3 protein-coding genes are annotated in these 24,771 nt (G+C 59.0%); all 3 read right to left on the bottom strand.

What is annotated here, in order from left to right; genetic code table 11:
* Position 1: 1 nt before the first annotated feature.
* A complete protein-coding gene (locus D9741_RS06660) occupies positions 2–21,670 on the bottom strand; it encodes an Ig-like domain-containing protein (protein WP_130215515.1) in 21,669 nt (7,222 codons plus the stop codon).
* A 108-nt stretch (positions 21,671–21,778) separates the two neighbouring features.
* Positions 21,779–23,134, bottom strand: a complete 1,356-nt coding sequence (locus tag D9741_RS06655; RefSeq protein ID WP_130215513.1) for a TolC family outer membrane protein — start codon at positions 23,132–23,134, stop codon at positions 21,779–21,781.
* A gap of 342 nt (positions 23,135–23,476) precedes the next feature.
* Entirely contained in the window at positions 23,477–24,769 is a 1,293-nt protein-coding gene (locus tag D9741_RS06650) for an APC family permease (RefSeq protein ID WP_130206329.1), read from the bottom strand.
* Between the last annotated feature and the right edge of the window lie 2 nt (positions 24,770–24,771).

The raw sequence follows: 24,771 nt of genomic DNA, 5'->3' as shown, positions 1-24,771 counted from the left end.
TTTACACCACCATCAACTGATGATTCGCCAGCAATGTGGCGAGGTCGGTATGCACGCCCGTCAGCGTGACCACGTTAGTTGCCGCAAAAGTGCCGCCCGTGCCGTCGCGGTCGATCTGCACGATGGTGTCGCTGCCGCTCTGGGTGACTTTGACAAAATCACCGATGTTTCCGGCCTGCGCATCCAGCGTCGCCACGCCGTTGACGTAGCTGGCTTTGCCATTACCGGTATAGCCGCTGCCCTGTAACAGCTCGCGGATATCAATGCGATCGGTGTCGGCGGTGCCTTCCCATGTGCCTACCGTAAAGCCATTCACCACGTCCGAGCCATTGCCGCCAGTGGCATCGCTGGCGTTGAGCAGTTTATAGAGCAAGGTGTCATGGCCCCCGTTGCCGATGTTGATGGTGTCGTTACCCCCGCGACCCTCCAGTTGGTTATCGCCCGTGCTGCCGGTCAGGGTATCGTTAAAATTAGATCCGGAAATGCCTTCGATATTGGTAAATGTCGAGGTGTTAAAGCCGGTGGCCTGTGCGGCAGTGCTGCTTAAGTTAGCGGTCACGCCCACCGTTGAAAGACGGAAATCAACCACGTCCATCCCGCCATTCGCCAGCCACGTTCCGGTGCCGGAGCTGTACACCCAGCCGCCGGAGCCATCGTAAGTATCGGTGCCTGCGGTGGCGAAGAAGGTATCGTTATAGCCGGTGCCAACGAACTTGCCGTTGTTGCTTGCGGTGCCTGCTTCGGCGCTGAGATCGTAAGCGTGAGTGGCATCGGTGGCCTGTAAGCCACCCCAGGTGGTGTTTACCGTCTGGTCGATATTGCTGGCGGTGGTGCCGGTGGATTTGATCAGCACCGCGTTGTAGGTTTCCCCGGCATTCAGCCCGTAGAAATTGACCAGCGCCGAGGTGTCGTTAACCCCCATCCCCGACTGCGGGTTAATGATTTGCGTGGCGACCAGCACACCCGCCGAGTTGTAAAGTTTTACGGTATTGCCGTAATAGACGTTAATGCCGTTGGGATCGGTGATACGCAGGTGCAGCGAGGTGCCGTAGCTCACCGTGTTGGTGTTGCGAATCAGGAATACGCTGCCCGACTGTTTGGTCACCAGTACATCCACCGCGCCGTCCCAGTCGTAGTCCATTGCCGCCACGCCGCTGGTGGTGCCACTCTGGCTGCCGCCGAGTACCGACTGCGTCCAGTTGCTGGCCCCGCCAACGTTGGTGTAAAGGTAGGACTGTCCGGTCTGGGCGATACGGGCGATATCCATCAGGCCGTCGTGGTTCCAGTCTACCGCCAGGCTAAACTGGCTGGCGTAGGTCGTCGCCGTTGCCCCCACCGCCACCGGATTCCCTAACACGCCGTTGGTATTGAATAACAGGGAACCGTAGTTAGCTCTTCCCTGGCTGGCGGGCAGGAAGAGATCCATATCGCCGTCGCCATCAAAATCGGCCCAGGTCATGGAGACAGATGTCGAGTTACCACCGCTGCCTGCAACGCTGAGGAAGGTATTGATGGTGTTTTGTCCCCAGACAAACGTGCCGTTACCCTGGCTGATGAGCGAAGACAACGTGTAATAGTTGTTCAGGTTGAAGGTGTGCTGAACCAGGTCTACCCTGCCGTCATTATTCAGATCGACGCCGGAACCTTCGTTAAGGGAAAGATAGCCGTTTACTACCCCGCCGACCGTGGCGCTTCCTCCGTTGTTGGCGGTGGTGGAGTTGCCTACCAGAGTGCCTGCGTTATTCCACAAGAAGGTGTTGGAGTCCGGCCCGCCTGCGTCGCCAATCCAGAAATCGAGATAGCCGTCGCCCTCTTTATCAAACGCCACAATCGAGCCATACCACGTCAGCGTGCCGACGTTCACCTGAATGGCGCTGGAAAAGGTGCCGTCGCCGTTATTGGTAAAGCCGTTGATATAGCCCGTGCCGTAGTCATCACGGGTGATAAACAGATCGCCCGTACCGTTACGATCGTAATCGGCAATGGAACTGGTGGCGTAGTTGTTGCCGCTTTGCACCAGCGTCAGTGCGGTCTTCGACCAGGTGAGCGGATCGGTTGATTGCATAATTTGCTGGTTAGCCAGCACCGTCCACATCCCGTGGTTGTCGAGGCCGTAGGTCAGCCCCCAGGCGGTCGTTTTATTGGCAGTTGTCCAGGCGGGCGTGTAATCAATCGCCGCGTTAACCGTCACCGTGCCATTGCTGACGTTAGCGGTGTTGCCGTTGCCCGCCGAGCTTTTTACCTGCGCGGTCACGTTATAGGCGGTCGCGGACGCCGCCAGCACATCGGTATCCGGCAGTTGCACATACCAGGTGTTGTGCGCCGGATCGACTACCACCGCACCGCCCGGCTGCGAGGTGTAGGTTTTGCCATTGATGACCACTTCGACATACTGCCCGCTGGCGAGCGCGGCAGTGATCACCCCGCTGATAATCGGCGTGGTATCGCGCGTGGTCTGGCTGGTGATTTGCGCCAACGTGGTCGGAATAGAGGTATCGACCGTCAGGATAAAATCGCTGGAGGAGGTGATATTTCCTGCCAGATCCACTACCCGCGCGCTGTAGGTGTACGCGCCGCTGACCAGCCCGCTGTCGCTGTAGGTCCAGTTCAACGCGCCGACCATCGTCACCGCGCCTAACAGCAGACCGTTACGGTAGAGGTAAACCACTTCGCCGCTGGCCAGCGGACCGGAGAGCACGCCGTTCAGCAGTGGCGTAGTGTCGTCGGTGGCCTGCGAACTGCTTAACGTCCCCTGACGCTGCCCGACATCATCGGTATACGACACAATAGTTGGCGTGGCGGTGGGGTTAATCGTATCGACCACCACCGTTTTCGACACCACCGGGCCGGTGTTCCCCGCCAGATCCAGCACCCGAACCTGATAAACGTAGCTGCCATCGGTCAGCGTGCGGCTGTCAGTGTAAGTCCACTGCGTACCGTTGGTGGTGAGGGTGGTCCAGGTCGCACCGCCATCAAGGCTAATCTGCGCCACTTCGCCGCTGGCAAGCCCCGCCCCCAGCGAACCGGTCAGCGTGAGCGTGGTATCGCTGGTGATAAAGTCGGTGGACGAACTCCCCGTGTCGGTGCTGATGCTGGCAATGGTGAGCACCTGCGCCGGGTTAACGGTGTCGATCTGCGCCGTCTGGCTGCCGGTTGCGCCGACGTTACCCGCCAGATCGACCACCCGCACCTGCCAGGTTGTCGTGCCGTTAGTCAACGTGCGCCCATCAGCGTATGTCCAGTTCAGGCCGTCTGCCGCCAGCGTCACATTCACCCATGTAGCGCCGTTGTCGGTGCTGATTTGCGCGAACTCATTAGCCCCTAGCGCCGCGCCCAGTACGCCGCGCACGGTCAGCGAGGTGTCGCTGGTAATAAAATCGCTGCTGCTGGCTCCGGTGTCGTCACTGATACCGGTAATGGTGATGCTTTTCGCCGCTTCCGGACTGGTGGTATCGACCACCACGTTTTGCGTCGCGGTCTGCCCGACGTTCCCCGCCAGATCCACCACCCGCACCGTGTAGTTCCAGGTGCCGTCGGTCAGTGTGCGACCATCGGCATAGCTCCAGCTGGTGCCGATAACGGTTAACGTGGTCCAGGTAATCCCGCCGTCGAGGCTGATTTGCGCTCGTTCATCAGCGGCCAGCGCCGCACCGAGCGTACCGCGCACGGTCAGCGTGGTGTCGCGAGTAACAAAATCGCTGCTGCTTAACCCTGTGTCATCGCTGATGCCCGCAATGGCGATGGTTTTGCTCGCCAGCGGCGCGGTGGTGTCAACGGTGACAATCTGGCTGGCGGTCGCACCGATATTTCCGGCGGTGTCGATCACCCGCACCTGATAGTTGTAGTTACCGTCGGCCAGCGTGCGTCCGTCAAGGTACGTCCAGGTCAAACCGCTTACCGAAAGATTCTGCCAGGTGGTGCCGCCATCAATGCTGATTTGCGCGAACTCACCGGCAGAAAGCGCCGCACCCAGCGTGCCGCTCACCGCAAGCGTCGTGTCGCTGGTGACAAAATCGTTAGTAATCAATCCAGTATCAGTGGTGATCGCGCTGATGGCGATGGTTTTTACTGCTGGATCTGGCGCGATGGTGTCGATCACCACATTCTGGCTGTCGGTCGCGCCAACGTTGCCCGCTGCGTCAATCACCCGCACCTGATAGAGATAGTTGCCATCGGTCAGCGTGCGGCTGTCGTTATAGCGCCAGGTCGTGCCGGTAACGGTAAGCGTGGTCCAGGTTACGCCGCCGTCGATACTGATTTGCGCCGTCTCGTTACTGGCAAGCGCGGCGGTGAGCGAGCCGTTGACCACCACCGGGCTGACGCTGGTGATAAAGTCGCTGGCGCTAAGGCCAGTGTCGGCTTGCAGGGAATCGATATTAATGCCCATCGCCGGGGCGCTGAGATCGACAGTAATGGTGTGATTGCTGCTGCCGGAATTGCCAATGGCGTTGCTCACCGAGGCGTTAATCACGTAGGCGTTGCCGTCCGCCAGCGCAGTGACATCGGCGCTACCGAGGGTGTAGCTCCAGCTACCGCCCGTCTGCACCGTGGTGGTATAGGTTTTGCCGTTTAAGGTCAGAGTCAGCGTCTGACCAACTGGCGCGGTGGTGGTGCCGCTGATCACCAGCGACGAGCCGTGTTCTGCCGCGTTCACCACATCGTCGCCCGCAAAGGTGTTGATGGTGACGGTGGGCACGTCGCCGTTCAACGTCACGCCACGGCTGGCGCTACCGGGGTTTCCGGCCTGATCGCTGACCGTCGCGCTGATGGTGTAGCTGCCGTCGCTTAATCCGGCAAACTGCTGCGCCGGAATAAACACCGACCAGCTTCCGCCGCTGCCAACCGTTGCAGTCCAGCTCTGACCGTTAAAGGTGACCGTCACCGTCTGGCCCACTTCGGCGGTGGTGGTGCCGCTGATGGTCTGCCCGGCAAGCTGTTCGGCGTTGTTGATAATATCGTCACCCGCCACGGTGGCGATGGTGACCGTTGGCGCAACGGTATCGACGGTCAGGGCGTGCGTGGTTTGACCGGGGTTACCGGCGCGATCGTTCACGCTGGCGGTGATGGTCTGCGCGCCCTGCCCGAGCGATGCCAGATCCGCCGCAGGCACGTTAAGCGCCCAGGTGCCATTGGCGGCAACCGTGGTGGTGTAGGTTTTGCCGCCAAAGGTGACGGTGACCGTCTGCCCCACTTCTGCGCTGGTCGAGCCGTTAAGGGTTAACGGCTGCTGTTGTTCGGCGGCGTTGAGTCTGTCGTCCGTCGAAACGGTGTTAATGCTGATAATCGGCGCAGTGAGATCCACCGCCACACTGCGCGAAGCCGTAGCGCTGTTTCCGGCGCTGTCCTGCGCGGAGGCGCTAACCGTGTAGCTGGTGCCATCCGCCAGTGCCGCGACGTCCGCCGCAGGCACGTTTACACTCCAGCTCCCGTTGCTCTGAATGGTGGCGCTGTAGCCTTTGCCGTTAAGCAACACGGTCACTACTGTACCTGCGGCAAAGTTCGTTCCGGTGCCGCTCAGGGTCAGCGCACTGTCTGCTTCGGCGGCGTTAATAAGGTTATCGCCGCTGATGGTGCTGACTGAGAGCGATACCGCCGCCGTGTTCACCTGCACGTTGTGGGTCTGTGTGCTGCTGTTGCCTGCGCTATCGGTGATGGTGGCGCTGATGGTCACCGTGCCGTCCGCAAGGCCGGAAATCACGCTGGCAGGCACGCCGACGCTCCAGTTGCCGCTGGCATCGGTGCTGGTAACGTACTGCTGCCCGGCGATAGTCACCACCAGGCGGTCGCCCGCTACCGCGCCCGTGGCGGTGCCGCTGATAATCTGTGCCTGGTTATGTTCGACGTTGTTAATCACATCATCGCCCGCCACGGTGTTAAAACTGATCACTGGCGCGGTGGTATCGACGGTCACGCCTTTGCTGGCGCTGCCAGGGTTACCCGCCAAATCGCTGACCGTGGCGGTGAGCGTGTAGCCATTATTGGCAAGCGCGGTTAAGTCGCTGGCGGGCAGCGTTAAGCTCCAGCTACCGTCCGCCTGCACCGTAGTCTGGTAGTTAGTGCCGTTAAGCGTGACGGTGAGCGTCTGCCCCGTTTCCGCCGTGCTGGTGCCGGAAACCGTTACGCCCGCCGCCGCTTCGCTGGCGTTGACGATGTTATCGCTGGCAATAGTGTTGATGGTCACCGTTGGCGCGGCGCTATCGACGCTGTATTCGTGCGTTGCCGTGGCGCTGTTGCCGTTGACGTTAGTCACCCGCACCTGGGCGCTGGCATCGCCGTCACGCAGGGCCGCCATATCCGCCGCCGGAACGGTGGTGCTCCAGCTACCGTTAGCCGCCACCGTGGTGGTGTAGGTTTTGCCACCAAAGGTAATGGAAACTGTTTGCCCCGCTTCGACGCCGGACGTGCTGCCGGAGAGCGTTAGCGCCGCGCCTTTTTCGGCGGCGTTAATCACATCATCGCTGGTGATGCTGTTTATGCTGACGGCGACGGCGGTGAGATCAACGGTCAGCGGATGGGTAATGCTGGTTTGCGTTCCGGCACTGTTCGCGCCGCTAACGGTAATATTCAGCGTTCCCGCAGGCCAGTTACTGACATCCGCCGCCGGAACGCCGACGCTCCAGCTGCCGTTCGCCAGCACCGTCGCGGCGTAAGTTTGGTTATTAATCACCACCGTCAACGCCGTACCTGCGGCAAAACCGGAACTGCTGCCAGTAATCACCTGCGCCTGAGCGTGTTCGATGATATTGACCACATCGTCGCCCGCGACGGTATCCACCCGCAGGCCAGGCAGACTGGCATCGATGGTGATATCGCGCGTGCCGCTGCCGGTGTTGCCAACGGCGTTGGTCACCGAGGCGTTAACGGTTAACTCACCGTTCCCCAGCGCCTGCCAGTCAGCGGCTGGTACGCTCACATTCCAGCTTAAATCAGCCTGGACGGTGGCGGTGTAAGTTTTACCGCCCAGTTCAACGGTGACGGTGCTGCCCGCCGCCGCCCCGGTTACCTGACCGCTGATGGTTTGTGCGCTGCCTGCTTCGGCGGCGTTGATAATATCGTCCGTCGCCACCGGATTAATGGTAACGCCCGGCAGCGCGGTATTGACCTGCACGTTATGGCTGGCGGTACTGCTGTTACCCTGGGCGTTGGTGACGCTCGCCGTGACGCTGTAGGTGGCTTCGCCCAGCGCACTGACCGCCGAGGCGGGAACGGTGACGCTCCAGTTGCCGGAGGCGTCGGTGGTGGCGCTGTAGTTTTGTCCGTTCAGCGTGACGGTGATCGCCGTACCCGCAGGCTGATCGCTGGTGCCGGAAAGCGCCAGATCAGATCCTTTTTCCGTCGCGTTGATCACATCATCGCCCGCGATGGTGTTGATGCTAATCACTGGCGCGCTGAGGCTGACGGTCACGGTGCGGCTGGCGTCGTCGCTGTTACCCGCCCGATCGCTGACGCTGGCGGTGATCGTCTGTGCGCCGCTACCCAGCGCCGTAACATCCGCCGCCGGTACACCGACGCTCCAGTTACCGGAGGCATCCAGGGTGGTGGTGTAGGTTTTGCCGTTGAGCACAACGCTCACCACATCGCCCGCTTCCCCGCCCGTGCTGGTGCCGGAAATCACCAGCGCCTGCGTGTGTTCGGCGTCGTTGATGATGTCATCGCCTGCGACGGTGTTAATGGTAAGAACCGGCGCGGTGGTGTCTACCGCCAGATTATGGCTGGCGCTGCCGGGGTTGCCCGCTTTGTCGTTGACCGTGGCGCTGACGGTGTAATTGCTTGCGGTCAGCGCACCTAAGGCTGAGGTGGGAACGCTGACGCTCCAGCTACCGTCCGCCTGCACATTACCGCTGTAGGTTGCGCCATTAAGGGTGACGGTGACCGTCTGCCCGGTTTCGGCGGTGCTGGTGCCGCTGAGGGTAAGCGGATTTCCCGCCTCTGTGGCGTTAAGGATATCGTCGCTGGCGATGGTGTTTATGGTGAGCGTCGGTGCGCTGGCATCAACGCTATACGCATGGGTCGCCGAGGCACTGTTACCGCTCGCGCTGCTGACGCTGGCCTGCACGTTCGCCGCGCCGTCTGGCAGAGTTGCCAGATCTGCCGCCGGAACCGTTACGCTCCAGCTTCCGTTGGCGGCGACGCTTGCGGTGTAGGTTTTGCCGCCAAAGGTGACGGTAACGGTTTGCCCGCTTTCAATCCCGCTGGTGCTGCCAGAAAGGGTCAGGTCGGTGCCTTTTTCGGCGGCGTTAATCACGTCGTCGCTGGCAACGGTGTTGATGCTGATTGCCACCGCCGTTAAATCGACGGTGAACGGATGGCTGACGCTGACCGGATTTCCGGCGCTGCTCTGTCCTGCCACGTCAACGGTTAACGGCCCCGCAGGCCAGGCGCTGACGTTTGCCGCCGGAATGCCGACACTCCAGCTCCCATCCGCCTGTACCGTGGCGGCATAGGCCACACCGTTGATGGTGACCGTCAGCGCTGCACCTGCATTCAGGCCGCTACTGCCGCCAGTGATTACCAGCGCCTGCCCGTGTTCGATACTGTTGACGATATCATCGCCTGCCACCGTATCCACCCGCAGACCTGGCAGGTTGGCATCAATGGTGATATCCCGCGTACCGCTGCCCGTATTGCCATTCGCGTTGGTCACCGAGGCGTTAATGGTCAAATCGCCATTGCCCAGCGCCTGGAGATCGGCTGCCGGAACGCTGACGCTCCAGCTTAAGTTGCCCTGTACCGTGGTGGTGTAAGTGTTGCCGCCCAGCGTGACGGTAACCGTATCGCCCGCGGCGGCACGAGTGACCACCCCGCTGATGGTTTGATCGGCCCCGGCTTCGGCGGCGTTGATAATATCGTCACCCGCCACAGTATTGATGGTGACGCCCGGCAGGCCGCTGTCGACCAGCAAATTCGCCTGGTTGCTGGCGGTGTTACCCGCCGCACTGGTGGCACTGGCGCTGACGATATAGTTGGCCTGACCTAAAGCCGCCAGATCGCTGACAGGCACGGTTAAGGTCCAGTTGCCCGCCGCGTCGGTGGTGGCGCTGTAGTTGTGACCGTTGAGCGTGACGGTAACCTGTGCGCCTGTCGCCAGCCCCGTACTGCTACCGCTAATGGTCAACGGCTGGCCTTTTTCATCGGCGTTCAGGACGTTATCGCCGCTGATGGCGTTAAAGGTAATTGACGGCAGGCCAGTATTGACCGTCACCTGATGCGTGGCGCTGCCGCTGTTTCCGGCGGCATCGGTGACGCTGGCGTTAATGGTGACCGTGCCGTTCGCCAGTGCCGAGACGACGCTTGCCGGAACGCCGACGCTCCAGTTACCGCTGGCGTCCAGCACGGTGGTGAAGGTATTGGTGCCGATAGTCACCGTCACGGTGCTGCCGGTTGCCGCACCTGTGGCGGAGCCGCTGATAATCTGCGCCTGGGCGTGTTCCGTCGCGTTGATCACATCATCGCCCGCCACCGTGTTGATGGTGACGACCGGAACGGAAGTATCCACCGTCAGGTTGTGATTAACCGAGGCCGGGTTTCCGGCTTTGTCGCTCACCGCCGCGCTAACGGTGTAGTTGCTGGCGGTCAGCGCGCTTAAGTCGGCTGGCGGCACGCTGACGCTCCAGCTGCCGTCCGTCTGTACAGTGCCGGTATAGTTTGCGCCATTGAGCGTGACGGTCACCGTCTGCCCCGCTTCCGCCGTGCTGCTGCCGTTGATGGTCAGCGCCGTACCCGCTTCGGTAGCGTTAAGAATATCGTCGCCCGCGATAGTGTTGATGGTCACCGTTGGCGCGCTGGCATCGACGCTGTAAGCGTGGGTCGTGGTGGCGCTGTTGCCGTTAACATTGCTGACGCTGGCCTGTGCGCTGGCATCACCATCACGCAGGGCTGCCATATCCGCCGCCGGAACCGTGGTACTCCAGGAACCATTCGCCGCGACGCTTGCGCTATATGTTTTGCCGCCAAAGGTCACGGTGACCGTTTGTCCGACTTCGACACCAGAAGTGCTACCGGAGAGCATTAACGCCGCGCCTTTTTCGGCGGCGTTAATCACATCATCGGCGGTAATGGCGTTGATGCTGACCGCCACCGCCGAGAGATCAACCGTCACCGGATGCGTAACGCTGACCGGGTTTCCGGCGGTGGTGTTGCCGCTCGCCGTAATTGTGACCGTCCCCGCAGGCCAAGCGCTGACATCCACCGCCGGAACGCCGACGCTCCAGGTGCCATCCGCCAGCACCGCCGCAACATAGGTTTGCCCGTTGATGGTCAGCGTGACGTTGCTGCCCGCCGCCAGACCGGAACTACTGCCGGTAATCACCAGCGCCTGCCCGTGCTCGATGATATTGACCACGTCATCGCCCGCCACGGTATCGACCCGCAGACCAGGGAGATTCGCGTCTATGGTGATTTCACGCGTGCCATTTCCGGTATTGCCTACGCTGTTCGTCACCGAAGCCGAAATGGTCAGTTCGCCGTTGCCCAGCGCCTGTAAAGCGGCTGCCGGAACATTGACGCTCCAGCTTAAATTCGCCTGCACCGTGGCGGTGTAAGTCGCCCCGCCGAGCGTGACGGTTACCGTGTCGCCTGCCGCCGCGCCCGTTACCTGCCCGCTGATGGTCTGGCCCGCGCCCGCTTCGGCAGCGTTAATAATATCGTCGCTCGCCACAACGTTAATGGTGACGCCCGGCAGCGCGGTATTGACCTGCACATTATGGCTGGCAGAACCGCTGTTGCCATCAACATCGGTTGCGGCGGCGGTTACGGTGTAAGTGGCTTCACCGAGCGTACCAACCGCCGACGCCGGAACGGTCACGCTCCAGTTACCGGAAGCATCGGCTGTGGTGGTGTAATTTTGCCCGTTGAGCGTCACGGTTACCTGCGTACCCGCAGGCTGGTTGCTGGTGCCGGAAATCGCCAGATCCGCGCCTTTCTCCGTGGCGTTGATGATGTCGTCGACGGCGATGGTGTTAATGCCGAGTACCGGAGCGCCGAGCGCCACGGTGACGGTGTGCGAGGCCGTGCCGCTGTTACCTGCGGAGTCGGTGACCGTGGCGGTAATGGTCACATCGCCCTGCGCCAGCGCGGAAATCACGCTGGCAGGCACGCCGATGCTCCAGTTGCCGTTGGCGTCCAGCACGGTGGTGTAGGTGGTCGTGCCAATCGTCACGGAAACCGTGTTACCCGTCGTCGCGCCCGTTGCCGAGCCGCTGATAATCTGCGCCTGAGCATGTTCCGTGGCGTTGATGATGTCATCGCCCGCTACCGTGTTGATGGTGACGACTGGGGCAACGAGATCTACCGTCAGATTATGCGTTGCCGAGGCCGGATTTCCGGCTTTGTCACTGACCGCCGCGCTCACCGTATAGGGGCTGGCGGTGAGGTTGGCTAAATCGCCAGTTGGTACGCTGACGCTCCAGCTACCGTCAGCCTGTACGTTCCCGCTGTAACTGACGCCGTTTAGCGTCACGGTCACCGTCTGCCCGGCTTCTGCCGTACTGGCGCCGCTGATGGTCAGCGCCGTTCCGGCTTCAGCGGCATTAAGAATATCGTCCGAGGCGATGGTGTTGATAGTAACGGATGGCGAGGTGGCATCAACGCTGTAAGCATGTGTTGCCTGGGCGATGTTGCCAGCTACGTTGCTGACGCTGGCTTGTACGTTTGCTGCGCCGTCCGGCAAGGTTGCGAGATCGGCGGCTGGGATCGTCAGCCCCCAGGTATTATCCGCGGCAACCGTGGTGGTGTAGCTTTTGCCGCCGAAAATAACGGTGATGGTCTGCCCCGCTTCCACGCCGGAGGTGGTGCCGGAGAGCTGCAAATCAGAGCCTTTCTCGGTGGCGTTAATGACATCGTCGCCGGAAAGGGTATTGATGGTGATAGCGACGGCAGCGAGATCGACCGTAACTGGATGGCTGATGCTGGTTGTGGTTCCAGCAGTATTAGTGCCAGAGACGGCAATATTAACCGTCCCCGCAGGCCAGTTTGCGACATCTCCCGCCGGAACGCCGACGCTCCAGCTGCCATCGGCGAGTACCGTTGCGCCGTAGGTGACGTTGTTGATTTCCACTGTCAGTGGCGTTCCCACCGCCAGTCCGGTACTGCTGCCGGTTACCACCAGCGCCTGACCGTGCTCGATAATATTGACCACATCATCGCCTGCTACGGTATCGACGCGCAGACCTGGCAGGTTGGCGTCTATCACGATGTCGTGTGTGGCGGTGCCGGTATTGCCTGTGGTGTTGGTGACCGAGGCGGTGATGGTCAGTTCACCGTTGCCCAGCGCTTGCAAAACGTTCGCAGGCACGCTGACGCTCCAGCTTAAATCTGGCTGCACGGTGGCGGTATATTGATTGCCGCCAATGATGACCGTCACCGTGTTCCCCGCAGCCGCCGTTCCCGTCACCTGACCGCTGATGGTCTGCGCCACAGCGATTTCAGCGGCGTTGATAATGTCATCGCCTGCCACGGTATTAATGATTACCCCAGGCAGGAGCGATTCGACATTCACCGTATGGGTGGTGCTGCCGCTGTTGCCCGCGCTGTCGGTGGCGCTGGCGCTAATCTGGTACACCGCCTCGCCCAGCGCGCCGACCGCCGAAGCAGGCACGGTAACGCTCCAGTTGCCGGAACCGTCTGTGGTGGCACTGTACGCCAGGCCGTTTAACATCACGGTGACCGTAGTGCCTGTCGCCAGGCCGCTGGAGCCACCGCTGATGGTCAGATCCTGAGTTTTCTCCGCATTATTAATAATGTCATCGCCGGAGACGGTGTTGATGGTCAGCGTCGGGCCGCTGAGATCAACGGTCACATCATGAGTCGTGCTGTCGCTGTTGCCCGCGCGATCGCTCAGGCTGGCGGTGATGGTCTGGCTGCCGGTTGCCAGCGCCGTGACATCCGCCGCCGGAATGCCCACGCTCCAGTTACCGGAGGCATCCAGCGTGGTGGTGTAGTTTTTACCGTTCAGCGTGACGGTCACCACATCGCCGGGTTCCGCGCCCGTGCTTGTTCCGCTGACGACCAGCGCCTGACCGTGTTCGATGGCGTTGATAATGTCATCGCTCGCGACGGTATTAATGGTGAGATCCGGCGCGGTAACGTCCACCGCCAGCGCGTGGTCGGCGCTTGCCGGGTTACCTGCTTTGTCGCTTACCGTGGCGGTCACGGTATAGCTACTGGCGGTTAATCCGCTTAAATCCGTTGCCGGAACATTCACGCTCCAGGTGCCATCCGCCTGGACGGTGGTCTGGTACGTGTTGTTATTGAGCGTAACGGTCAGCGTCTGCCCGGCCTGCGCCGTGGTGGTGCCGCTGATGGTGATCCCCGCGCCCGCTTCGCTCACATTAAGAATATCGTCGCTGGCGATGGTGTTGATGGTCACAAGCGGCGCGGTGGCATCGACGCTGTACGCGCGATCCGCCAGGGCGTTATTGCCGTTAATGTTGCTGACGCTTGCCTGCACGTTGCCCGCGCCGTCCGGCAGCGCAGCGAGATCGGCAGGCGGTACATTCACCGTCCAGCTACCGTTGGCTTCCACGGTGGTAGTGTAATTTTTGCCGCCAAAGGTGACGGTCACCGTCTGCCCAGCTTCCACACCGCTGGTACTGCCGCTCACTACTAGCGTTTCGCCTTTTTCGACGGCGTTGATCACATCATCGCCAGAGAGTGTGTTAATGGTGATGGCGACCGCCGCCAGATCGACGGTAACCGAATGGGTAATGGTGGAGGTTGTTCCGGCGCTGTTAGTGCCGCTTACCGTAATATCGACCGTACCCGCAGGCCAGTTGCTGACGTCTGCCGCCGGAACGCCGAGGTTCCATGTGCCGTCGGCTAGCACCGTCGCGCCATAAGTCACATTGTTGATAACGACGGTTAACGCCGTTCCCGCCGTTAATCCGCTGCTGCTCCCGGTGATCACCAGCGCCTGATTGTGCTCAATGCTGTTAATAACATCATCACCCGCTACGGTATCGACACGCAGGCCAGGCAGATTGGCGTCGATTGTGATGTCCCGCGAGCCGCTGCCCGTGTTGCCCACGCCATTGGTGACCGAGGCGTTAACCGTCAGAGAACCGTTACCCAGCGCCTGAATATCCGCTGCCGGAACGTCCACACTCCAGCTTAAATTAGCCTGCACCGTGGTGGTGTAGGTGTTGCCACCCAGCGTAACGGTGACCGTATCCCCCGCCGCGGCACCCGTGACCTGGCCGCTGATGGTTTGCGCATTGCCCGATTCGGCAGCGTTAATAATATCGTCAGTCGCCACCGCGTTAATGGTGACAGCAGGCAAGGCGCTGTTGACCTGCACATTATGGCTGGCGGAATTGCTGTTACCTGCCGTATCAGTGACGTTTGCGGTTACCGTGTAGTTGGCCTCACCCAATGCACTGACCGCCGAGGCTGGCACCGTGGCACTCCAGTTGCCGGAAGCATCTGTGGTGGCGGTATAATTTTGCCCGTTCAGCGTCACCGTAATGGTGGTGCCTGCGGGCTGATTACTGGTGCCCGTAATTTGCAGATCCACGCCTTTTTCCGTGGCGTTAATCACGTCATCCGTAGCAATGGTGTTGATGCCAATAGTTGGTAAGGTGAGATTTACGGTAACTGTGCGGCTGGCGTCATCGCTATTACCCGCGATATCCGTAATGGTGGCAGTAATGGTTTGCGGGCCGCTGCCTAGCGCGGTGACATCTGCCGCCGGAACGCCGACGCTCCAGTTGCCGGAAGCGTCCAGCGTGGTGGTGTAGGTTTTACTGTTTAGCGTGACGGTGATGACATCGCCCGCTTCGCCGCCAGTGCTGGAGCCGGAGATCACCAGCGCCTGTCCGTGTTCGGTAGCGTTAATAATGTCATCGCCGGAGACGGTGTTGATTGTCAGCACCGGAACACTGAGATCCACCGCCAGCCCGTGAGTCGCGGTCGCCGGGTTACCCGCTTTGTCGTTTACCGAGGCGCTGACCGTGTACGGGCTGGCGGTCAGATTGCCGAGATCTGCCGTCGGCACGCTGACGCTCCAGCTGCCGTCCGCCTGGACGGTGCCGCTGTAAGTCACGCCATTAAGCGTGACTGTTACCGTCTGCCCCGCTTCGGCGCTACTGCTGCCGCTGATGGTTAACGGATTGCCCGCCTCGGCGGCGTTAAGAATATCGTCGGTGGCGATGGTGTTAATGGCAAGCGTCGGGGCTGTGGCATCGACGCTATAATCGTGCGTCGCCGAAGCCGTGTTGCCGTTAATATTGCTGACGCTGGCCTGTACCGTGGCGTCACCGTCGCGTAATGCGCTGAGATCGGCGGCAGGCACGGTGGTTGTCCAGCTACCATCGCCCGCTACGGTGGCGGTGTAGGTTTTACCGCCAAAGGTGACGGTGACGGTTTGCCCCGCTTCAACGCCGGAAGTGCTGCCGGAAAGGGTTAAATCTGCCCCTTTTTCGGCGGCGTTAATCACATCGTCGCCGGAAACGGCGTTAATGGAAATAGCCACCGCCGCCAGATCGACGGTGACCGGATGGGTGATAGTGACCGGGTTTCCGGCGCTACTGGCGCCTGAAACCATGATATTCACCGTCCCCGCAGGCCAGTTGCCCACATCTGCCGCCGGAACACCAACGCTCCACGTGCCATCGGCTAATACCGTCGCAGCGTAAGTGACCGTGTTAATCACCACCGTCAGTGCCGCGCCCGCCGCCAGCCCGCTGCTGCTACCAGAAATCACCAGCGCCTGACCATGCTCGATGCTATTGACCACATCATCGCCCGCCACGGTATCAACGCGCAGACCTGGCAGGTTGGCATCGATAGTTATATCGCGCGAACCGCTGCCGGTATTGCCAACGCCGTTGGTCACCGAGGCGTTAACCGTGAGGTCGCCATTACCGATGGCCTGAATATCCGCTGCCGGAACGTCCACGCTCCAGCTTAAATTGCCCTGCACGGTAGCGGTGTAGGTTTTCCCGCCAAGCGTTACGGTGACGATATCGCCCACCGCCGCGCCCGTCACCTGCCCGCTGATGGTCTGCGCCACGCCCGATTCGGCGGCGTTAATAATATCGTCACTCGCTACCGGATTAATGGTGACGCCCGGCAGCGCGGTATTCACCTGCACGTTATGGCTGGCGGAATTGCTGTTGCCTGCGCTGTCGGTGACGTTCGCCGTCACCGTGTAGCTGGCTTCGCCCAGCGCACCGACGGCGGAGGCTGGCACCGTGGTGCTCCAGTTGCCTGCGGCGTCCGTCGTGGCGGAGTAATTTTGTCCGTTAAGCGTCAGCGTAATTGTGGTGCCTGCTGGCTGATTGCTGGTGCCGGAAATTTGCAGGTCCGCGCCTTTTTCGGTGGCGTTAATCACGTCATCGGTGGCGATGGTGTTGATGCCAATGGTCGGCGCGGTAAGGTTAACGGTAACCGTGTGCGTCTCGTTATCGCTATTACCCGCCGCATCAGTCACCGTGGCGGTAACAGTTTGCGGGCCGCTGCCCAGCGCCGTGACATCCGCCGCCGGAACGCCGACGCTCCAGTTGCCGGAAGCATCCAGCGTCGTGGTGTAGGTTTTATTGTTTAGCGTGACGCTGACGACATCTCCCGCCTCTCCGCCTGTGCTGGAACCAGAAATCACCAGCGCCTGCCCGTGTTCGGCGGCGTTAATAATGTCATCGCCCGCAATGGTGTTGATGGTGAGTACCGGAACGGTGAGATCCACCGCCAGATTATGCGTGGTGCTCGCCGGGTTGCCCGCTTTGTCATTGACCGTCGCGGTCAGGGTGTGGCTGCCATCGGTCAATGCCTCAAGATCTGCCGCCGGAATATTAATACTCCAGCTGCCGTCGGCCTGTACCGTTGCCTGATACGTCTGCACGGTCGGGCTATTGAGCGTTATCGTAACAATCTGCCCCGCTTCAGCGGTGGTGCTGCCGCTCACCGTCACGCCCGCATCAGCTTCGCTGGCGTTGACGATATTGTCGCTGGCGACGGTATTGATAATGATGGTTGGCGCGCTGCTGTCGACGCTGTAGCTATGCACCGCCGAGGCGCTATTGCCGTTGATATTGCTGACGCTGGCCTGCGCGGAGGCGCTGCCATCGGTTAATGACGCCAGATCGGCGGCGGGAACGGTGGCGGTCCAGCTACCATCGCTCGCCACGGTAGCGGTGTAGTTTTTACCGCCAAAGGTCACGGTGACCGTTTGCCCGGCTTCTACATTCGTGGTGGTGCCGGAAAGCGTTAAATCAGCGCCTTTTTCTGCGGCGTTAATCACATCGTCCGTGGCGATAGTGTTGATGGTGATCGCCGCCGGAGTGAGATCCACCGTTACCGGATGCGTAATGCTTATCGGATTTCCGGCGCTACTTTCCCCGGACACGGCAATATTAACCGTCCCCGCAGGCCAGGCGCTAACCTGCGCCGCCGTAACGCCCACACTCCAGCTGCCATCGGCCTGCACCGCAGTGGTGTAGTCCACATTATTAATTGTGACGGTAAGCGGCGTGCCTTCTGCCAGCCCCGAGCTGCTGCCGGTGACAACCAGCGCCTGCCCGTGTTCGATGATATTGACCACATCATCGCCCGCCACCGTATCGACCCGCAGACCGGGCAGATTGGCGTCGATGGTGATATCCCGCGTGCCGCTACCGGTATTGCCGTTTTGATTGGTGACCGAGGCGCTCACCGTTAAATCGCCATTACCCAGCGCCTGAATATCTGCCGCCGGAACGCTCACGCTCCAGCTTAAATTGGCCTGCACGGTGGTGGTGTAAGTATTACCGCCCAGCGTAATCGTTACCGTGTCGCCAACGGCGGCTCCAGTAACCTGCCCGCTGATGGTTTGCGCTACGCCCGCTTCGGCGGCGTTAATAATATCGTCGGTTGCCACCGGGTTAATTGTCACACCGGGCAACGCGCTGTCGACCAGCACGTTATGGCTGGCGGTGGCGCTGTTGCCGATACTGCTTGTCACCGCCGCCGTTACCGTGTAGTTGGCCTGGCCCAGCGCGGTTACCGCCGATGCCGGAACCGTGACGCTCCAGTTGCCGGAGGCGTCGGTCGTCGCCGTATAGTTTTGCCCGTTCAGCGTCACGGTGATGGCGGTATTGGCTGGCTGATCGCTGGTACCGGTAATCTGGACATCGGCCCCTTTTTCGCTGGCGTTAATCACATCATCGCCAGCAATGGTGTTAATACCAATTACTGGCGCGGCGGTATCGACCGTGACGGTCAGCGACTGGCTGCCCGTGTTTCCGGCTTTGTCGGTTACTGAGACGCTGACAGGATAACTGCCGTCCACCAGCCCACTGACCACCGAGGCCGGAACGCCCAGACTCCAGTTGCCGGAAGCATCCACCACGGTGGTGTAATTCACATTATTCAGCGTCACAGTGACGATATCGCCCGCCTGCGCGCCAGTGACCGTGCCGCTGATGATTTGTGCCTGGGTGTGTTCCGGCGTGTTGATGACGTTATCGGTCGCCACCGGATTAATGGTCACCACGGGCGGCGTGGCGTCCACCAGCGCCACACGTGAGACGCTGATCGGGTTACCGGCGATATCGTTCACGCTGGCGGTGACGGTGGCGTTGCCGTCAGCCAGTGCGTCAACATTCGCGGCGGGAACGGTCACGCTCCAGGTGCCGTCTGGCTGCACAACGCCCTGATACGTCTGCCCATTCAGCGTAACGGTCACCGTCTGCCCCGGCTGGGCGTCGGTGGTGCCAGTGATTTGCAAATTCTGCCCGCTTTCGGCGGCGTTGATGATGTTATCGGCGGTCAGCGGATCGATGCTCAACGCCGGGGCCTGGCTGTCGACGGTAATGGTATGGGAGGTGTCGCCTGTGTTACCGCTGATATTCGTGACCGTCGCGGTGATTTCTGCTGCGCCATCGGGCAGGCTGCTTACCGCACTGGCGGGAACGGTCAGGCTCCAGGAACCGTCATTCTGAACGGTGGTCGTCAGGGTTTGCCCGGCGAATTTCACGACTACCGTTTGCCCGGCCTCTACTCCTTGAGTAGTGCCGGTCAGCGTCAGCGGCGCGCCTTTTTCTGCGGCATTAATAATGTCATCGCCGGAGACGGTATTGATAACAATCGCCACGCTACCCGCATCAACCAGCACATTATGGTTGATAGAAACCGGGTTACCTGCCGGATCTTCCGCACTGGCGGTAACAATAACCGTGCCCGCAGCGAGCGCCTGCAAGTCCGCAGCTGGAACACCCACCTGCCAGTTGCCGTTGCTGTCGGTCACGCCCTGATAGCTTTCGTTGCCGAGTGTTACCGTCACGGTAGTGCCCGCAGGTAAATGGCTACTGCTGCCAGAAATGACCAAATCCTGCTGCTGTTCGAGAGCGTTAATAACGTCATCGCCGGAGACAGTATTGATACGCAGTCCCGGCAGCGTGGCGCTGATGGTGATATCACGTTCACCATTACCAGTGTTGCCATGCCCGTTCGTCACAGAGGCATTTATCGTTAACGCCCCATCGCCCAGCGCCTGTAAATCCGCCGTCGGTACGTTCACGCTCCAGGTAAGGTTGCTGCCCACCGTCGCCATGTAGGTATGACCGCCCAGTTCAATAGTGACGGTATCGCCCTGCACCGCACCCACGACGCGCCCACTGAGGGTTTGATCTGCCGCTGCTTCGGCGTTGTTAACAATGTTGTCGCCCGCAAAGGTGTTGATGATCACCTGCGGCAGCACCGTATCGACCAGCAAATTGCTCTGCGCGGTGCCGGTGTTGCCGGTCACATCGGTGGCGCTGGCGGTAACGGTGTAATTGGTGTTTGCCAGATTCAGGACATCGCTCACCGGAACATTCAGCGACCAGACGCCGCCGCTGACCTGAGCGCTATACGTGACATTATTCAGCGTCACGTTAACCGTGCCGCCGTCAGGTAAATTGCTGGTGCCACTTAACGTGAGCGGCTGCTGAGATTCCAGCGCATTCAGTACGTTATCACCGCTGATAGTATCTATTGCCACCTGCGGCGCGACGCCTGCCAGCGTGATGTTATGGGTCGCTGTACCGGTATTTCCAGCGGCATCAGTAACCGTGACGATGATGTCGTTAGGGCCACGCGCCAGAGTACGGGTTACCGCCGGATCAAGCGCTACGTTCCAGCTGCCGTCTGCCTGTACCACGCCTGTCAGAACTGTGGCTCCTAACTTCACGGTGACGATATCCCCCGGAGAAGCCCCACTGACCTGACCGGAAATAATCTGCGCCACAATCTGTTCAGCGGTGTTAAGAATATCGTCGCCAGCGATGGTGTTAACGCTAACCACAGGCGCACTGGTGTCTACCGCGAAATTCGCATTGTTACTGGTGGTATTTCCTGCCCGGTCGCTGACGCTGGCGTTTACGGTGTAGTTGCCATCTGCCAGAGCCTGCACTTCTGCGGCAGGCAGCGTCACTTGCCAGGTTCCGTCACTACCGACGGTTGCTGTGTGGGTGACGCCGTTCAGGTTCAGGGTTACGGTTTGCCCCGCTTCCGCATTCGATGTGCCGCTCAGTACCAGCGCGGCGTTATGCTCGGCGGCGCTGACAATGTTGTCCTGGGCGATGGTGTTGATAGCAAGTGTCGGCGGTTGGGTATCGACCGTTAACAGTTGCGCGCCAGTGACCGTATTGCCCGTGGCATCTTTCCCACTGACCAGCACTGCCTGATTCCCTTCGCCTAACGCTTGCGCATCGGCAGTCGGCACCTGCACGCTCCATCCACCGTTAGCCCCAACGGTGGTAGTGTAGGTTTTGCCGTTTAGCGTGACGGTGAGTTCTGTTCCCTGTGCCAGATGGCTACTCGTGCCAGAAAGCGTAAATCCGGCGGCCTGTTCGCTGGCATTAATGATGTTATCGCCTGCGGTGGTGGCGAGCTGTACGGCGGCCTGACTATTGTCGATGGTTAACGTTATCGACCCGGCGTTGGTAATGGTGCTACCGACGATTTGCACCACTGACCAGGTATGTTCGCCCGCGCTTTGCGTGGGCAAATCGACGCTCCAGCGTCCATCGCTACCAACCTGAGTACTGGCGATGGTGTCACCATTGCTGTCTTTAATCTGAATGGTCGCCCCCGCCTGTCCGCTGCCGCTAAAGGTTGGCGTAGTGTCATCGGTGGTATCGTTGGCGGAAAGAATACCGCGTTGATCGCCCTGATTATCGGTTACCAAAAACGATGGCGTGGCGTTGCCGGGTTCGGCTGGCGGTGGGTTGTTAACCACTTCAGTTTTTGAGTCATCATCGCCACCGCTTGCCAGTAAAGCGCCTAGCGCGCCGCCACCTACCGCCGCCCCCGCCAGCCATCCCCACGGGAAAGCCGTCGTCTGACCGACAATATCAAGGTACGGCGCAATGCTTTCAATTGCGGTGGTCTGAGCGGTCAGCTCCACGGGCGCTAATCCACCTGCCGCGGTATCGGCAAATGTTACGTGGGTCAGTTGTTGACCATCGGCAAACACCAGTTCGGATTGTTCGCTGGTATTTGCCGCTTGTAGGAAATAACCGTTGCAGCGGATCACCGTGCCGTCCTGCATATAGATCAACAAGTCATTTCCGTCACGAACATAACGCGCAACGGCAGATGCCTGAGCATGAACCTGCACCACAGAGGGCTCATAAATGACAACCGTAACGTCGCCAGGATTGATCAGCGTTTGTTTGACGGATGTTTTTCGCGAAATAACATCAATAATCAGGCTCATAATGGCATTCCTGATAAATGGCGCACATCCTTAGCGAGTCCATTTATCTAAATAAGACAAAGGTAATCACTCAACAACGATGCATACCTGATATTAATAATGGCAGGATTATTTCAAGTCGGGTAAGTCGTTGTATAAGCCCTGTTTAATTCCCGCTAATGGAATAAGGTTATTAACCGCAGCGGCATAATTCACTGCGGCGACCCAGCCATCATAATTGGCATTTATTTCAGCCGATTGCGCCTGAAAGACATCTTGCTCGACGGTTAATAGATCATTCAGGCTGCGTTTACCCAATTTATATTCATTTTGGTACACATCTCTCGTTTTGTGCGCACTTTCAGATTGCGCTAACCCAGCCTCTTCACGACCCCGTGCGCCAGTCCAGTTGGCGTACGCTACCGACGCTCGTTGAAGCACGTCCAGTTTTGCCTGCTCGACCTGCGAGGCAGAGATTTTTTGTTGCCCTTCGGCCTGTTGCACCTGGGCTGAAACCGCGCCGCCCTGATACAGCGGCGCGTTGACGTTCAGTTGTAACTGATCATCCCAATACGAGCGGTCGCTGGTCTGGTAGCGCGTTTTGCCGCCCTGAATACTGAGCGTAGGCCAGTATTGCGATTTGGTTTTCTCCACGCCGTACTGGGCAGACTGGCGTAAGTTTTCTGCCGCCAGTACCAGCGGGATGGACTGATAGTCGATATTTTTTAGCGACACTGGCTGTTCGGCTAATGCGGCTGGCGGCGAAGCTATCGCCTCCGGCTGTACGCCTGTGAGCACCGCCAGCTGTGCTTTGGCGCTTGTCATCTGTGCCTGATATTGTTCCAGCGTCGAGCGCATTCCCGCTATACGCGTTTGCGCCTGTAACTCATCGGATGATGAATTAAGCCCGGCGTTGGCGCGTAGTGCGGCCATGTTGTAGACGTTTTCCAGAGAGTGAATGTTACGTTGCGCTGCGTCGCACAAAGCCTGATAACGACTGACTTCCATATAGGTCGTCGCCGTCTTTTCGGCTACGTCGGTTAAGGTTGCCATCAATTTAAAGCGGTAGCTGTCACGAGCGGCAGTTTGCAGTTTGATATCGTTACTGGTTTTACCAAAGTCATACACCAGCTGCGTCAGGGTTATGCCATAAGAAACGTTGTTATCCAGCCTGCCGCTGGAGTCCGTTTGCCGGGAAGGCCCCGCATTACCCGTTAAACCGATGTGCGGATACCAGGCGCTTTTGGCTTCATCGATTTGCGCTTCACCAATACCTATCTGCGCCGCCTGTTGGGTGACGTCGGGGTTTCGCGCAAAGGCACGCAATATGCTTTCCTGTAACGATAAACTGGCAACCGGCGTAACCGCAGGAGCATTGGCCCATTGCGGTAATGGCGCAGCAAGCGCGTCTCCACCCATCACAATAAAACTGATTAAAAATATCAGACCTTTATTTTTACGGTTTTTTAATTGTAATCGCGCCATAGATAAGTCACTTCCTTCCAGGTCATTATTTTAACTGATCTTTATAACCAGCATCATTTTATTTAAGAAGGGTAATAACTTGTGCATCTCTTTTGTTTTTACTTCCCCCATTAAAAGAAATGCAGTGAAAAAGCTTATACGTTATTTATTAAGAATACACTACGACTTTTAGTTTACCATCATCCTCGTTAAGAATAATCCACGATAAGAAGTGATAGAAATCACAGTTTTATCGTCTATATATCTTTTTGGTGTGAATTATTTATTAAAAGCATAAGCAAGGGATTAAATTAAGGATAAAAAATAAAAGCGCAGTGCAGAAAGCACTGCGCACAAGAAGGTTTATACCGTTTTATTCCGTTTCATTACCATTGCCACAATAAGGCTTAGTAATAGTGCGCCTATAATCCACATCAGCGCACTGCTGCCCTGGGACCACAGGCTGTAAATAAAACCGATGATCACCAACAACATAACCAGCGTGCCAACGATGAGGATTGGCAACGAGGCGTGGATATCATGACGCAGGCGGATAGCGACCATAAACACCGCCAGGTAACAGACCAAAAAAGTGGCACTGGCGACGCTGGCGAGCGAGCCTAAATTCAACGCCGCCGTCATCAGCATGATCAACACCACCACGATGATGTTGCCCCATGTGCTCTGCCGCCACAGGGATTTATTCATTAGCTTCGGCAGTTCATGCTCGCTGCCCATGTTGTCCATAATATTAAATACCGCGAACAGGTTAGCGTTAATGGCTGAAGCCGTCGCCAGTAAAGCGCCGATCACCACAATCACATACCCCACATGCCCGAGCAGCGGAGAAGCGGCCTGCGCTACCGCGGTATCGGCATATTTTTCTAACTCTAATGCCGAAACATCACTAAGCAGTACCAGCGCTAGTGCGATGTAAAGCAGCGTAGTAACGCCAATCGCCACCAGAAACGCCCGTGGCATAATGACCGCCGGATCTTTTACTTTATCCGCCGCGTTCGCCATCATGCCAAAGCCCGCGTAGGCAAGGAAGGTAATCCCGATACAGGAGAAGAACGCGCCGGAAGTGGGGGGCGCGGAGACAGAAATGTGCGCAGGTTGTAGCGACCAGACGCCCGCAATGATCAACAACAACAGGATCATCATTTTGATGCCAACGAGGATAACTTCCAGTCGGCCTACTGCGTGGTTGCTTAAAGAGTTGAAGAGCGTCATCAGCGCAATGATAGCCAGCGCGTACAGCAATATAAGATGCTCATCCTGGCTGCCTTCATGCAGAAACTGCACGGCATAAGCACCAAATGCGCGGGCAACCATAGCAATACTCACCGCCAGCGTCATCAGGTAAAGCAAGGATAATGCCAGTGAAAAGACGCCGTTCCCTAATCCCCGGCGAAAGAAGTCAATAATCCCGCCATTACTGGGATAACTCGCCCCAAGCCGCGCATAGGCATAACCGGAAAACATCGCCACTATGCCGCCAAAGGCAAAAGCGACCCAGGTTGAGGCTTCCATTAACAACGCCGCCTGCCCCAGCAGGGCAAAGATCCCTGCCCCCACCATTGCCCCGATGCCAATGGAAACGACGTTCCATAGCCCGAGGGGTTTGTTACCGTTATCACCTTCCGCGTTCATCATGA

It is taken from the genome of Escherichia sp. E14V7 (assembly GCF_004212225.1).
Lineage (GTDB): Bacteria > Pseudomonadota > Gammaproteobacteria > Enterobacterales > Enterobacteriaceae > Escherichia.
This window is presented reverse-complemented; position numbering and strand designations above follow the sequence as displayed.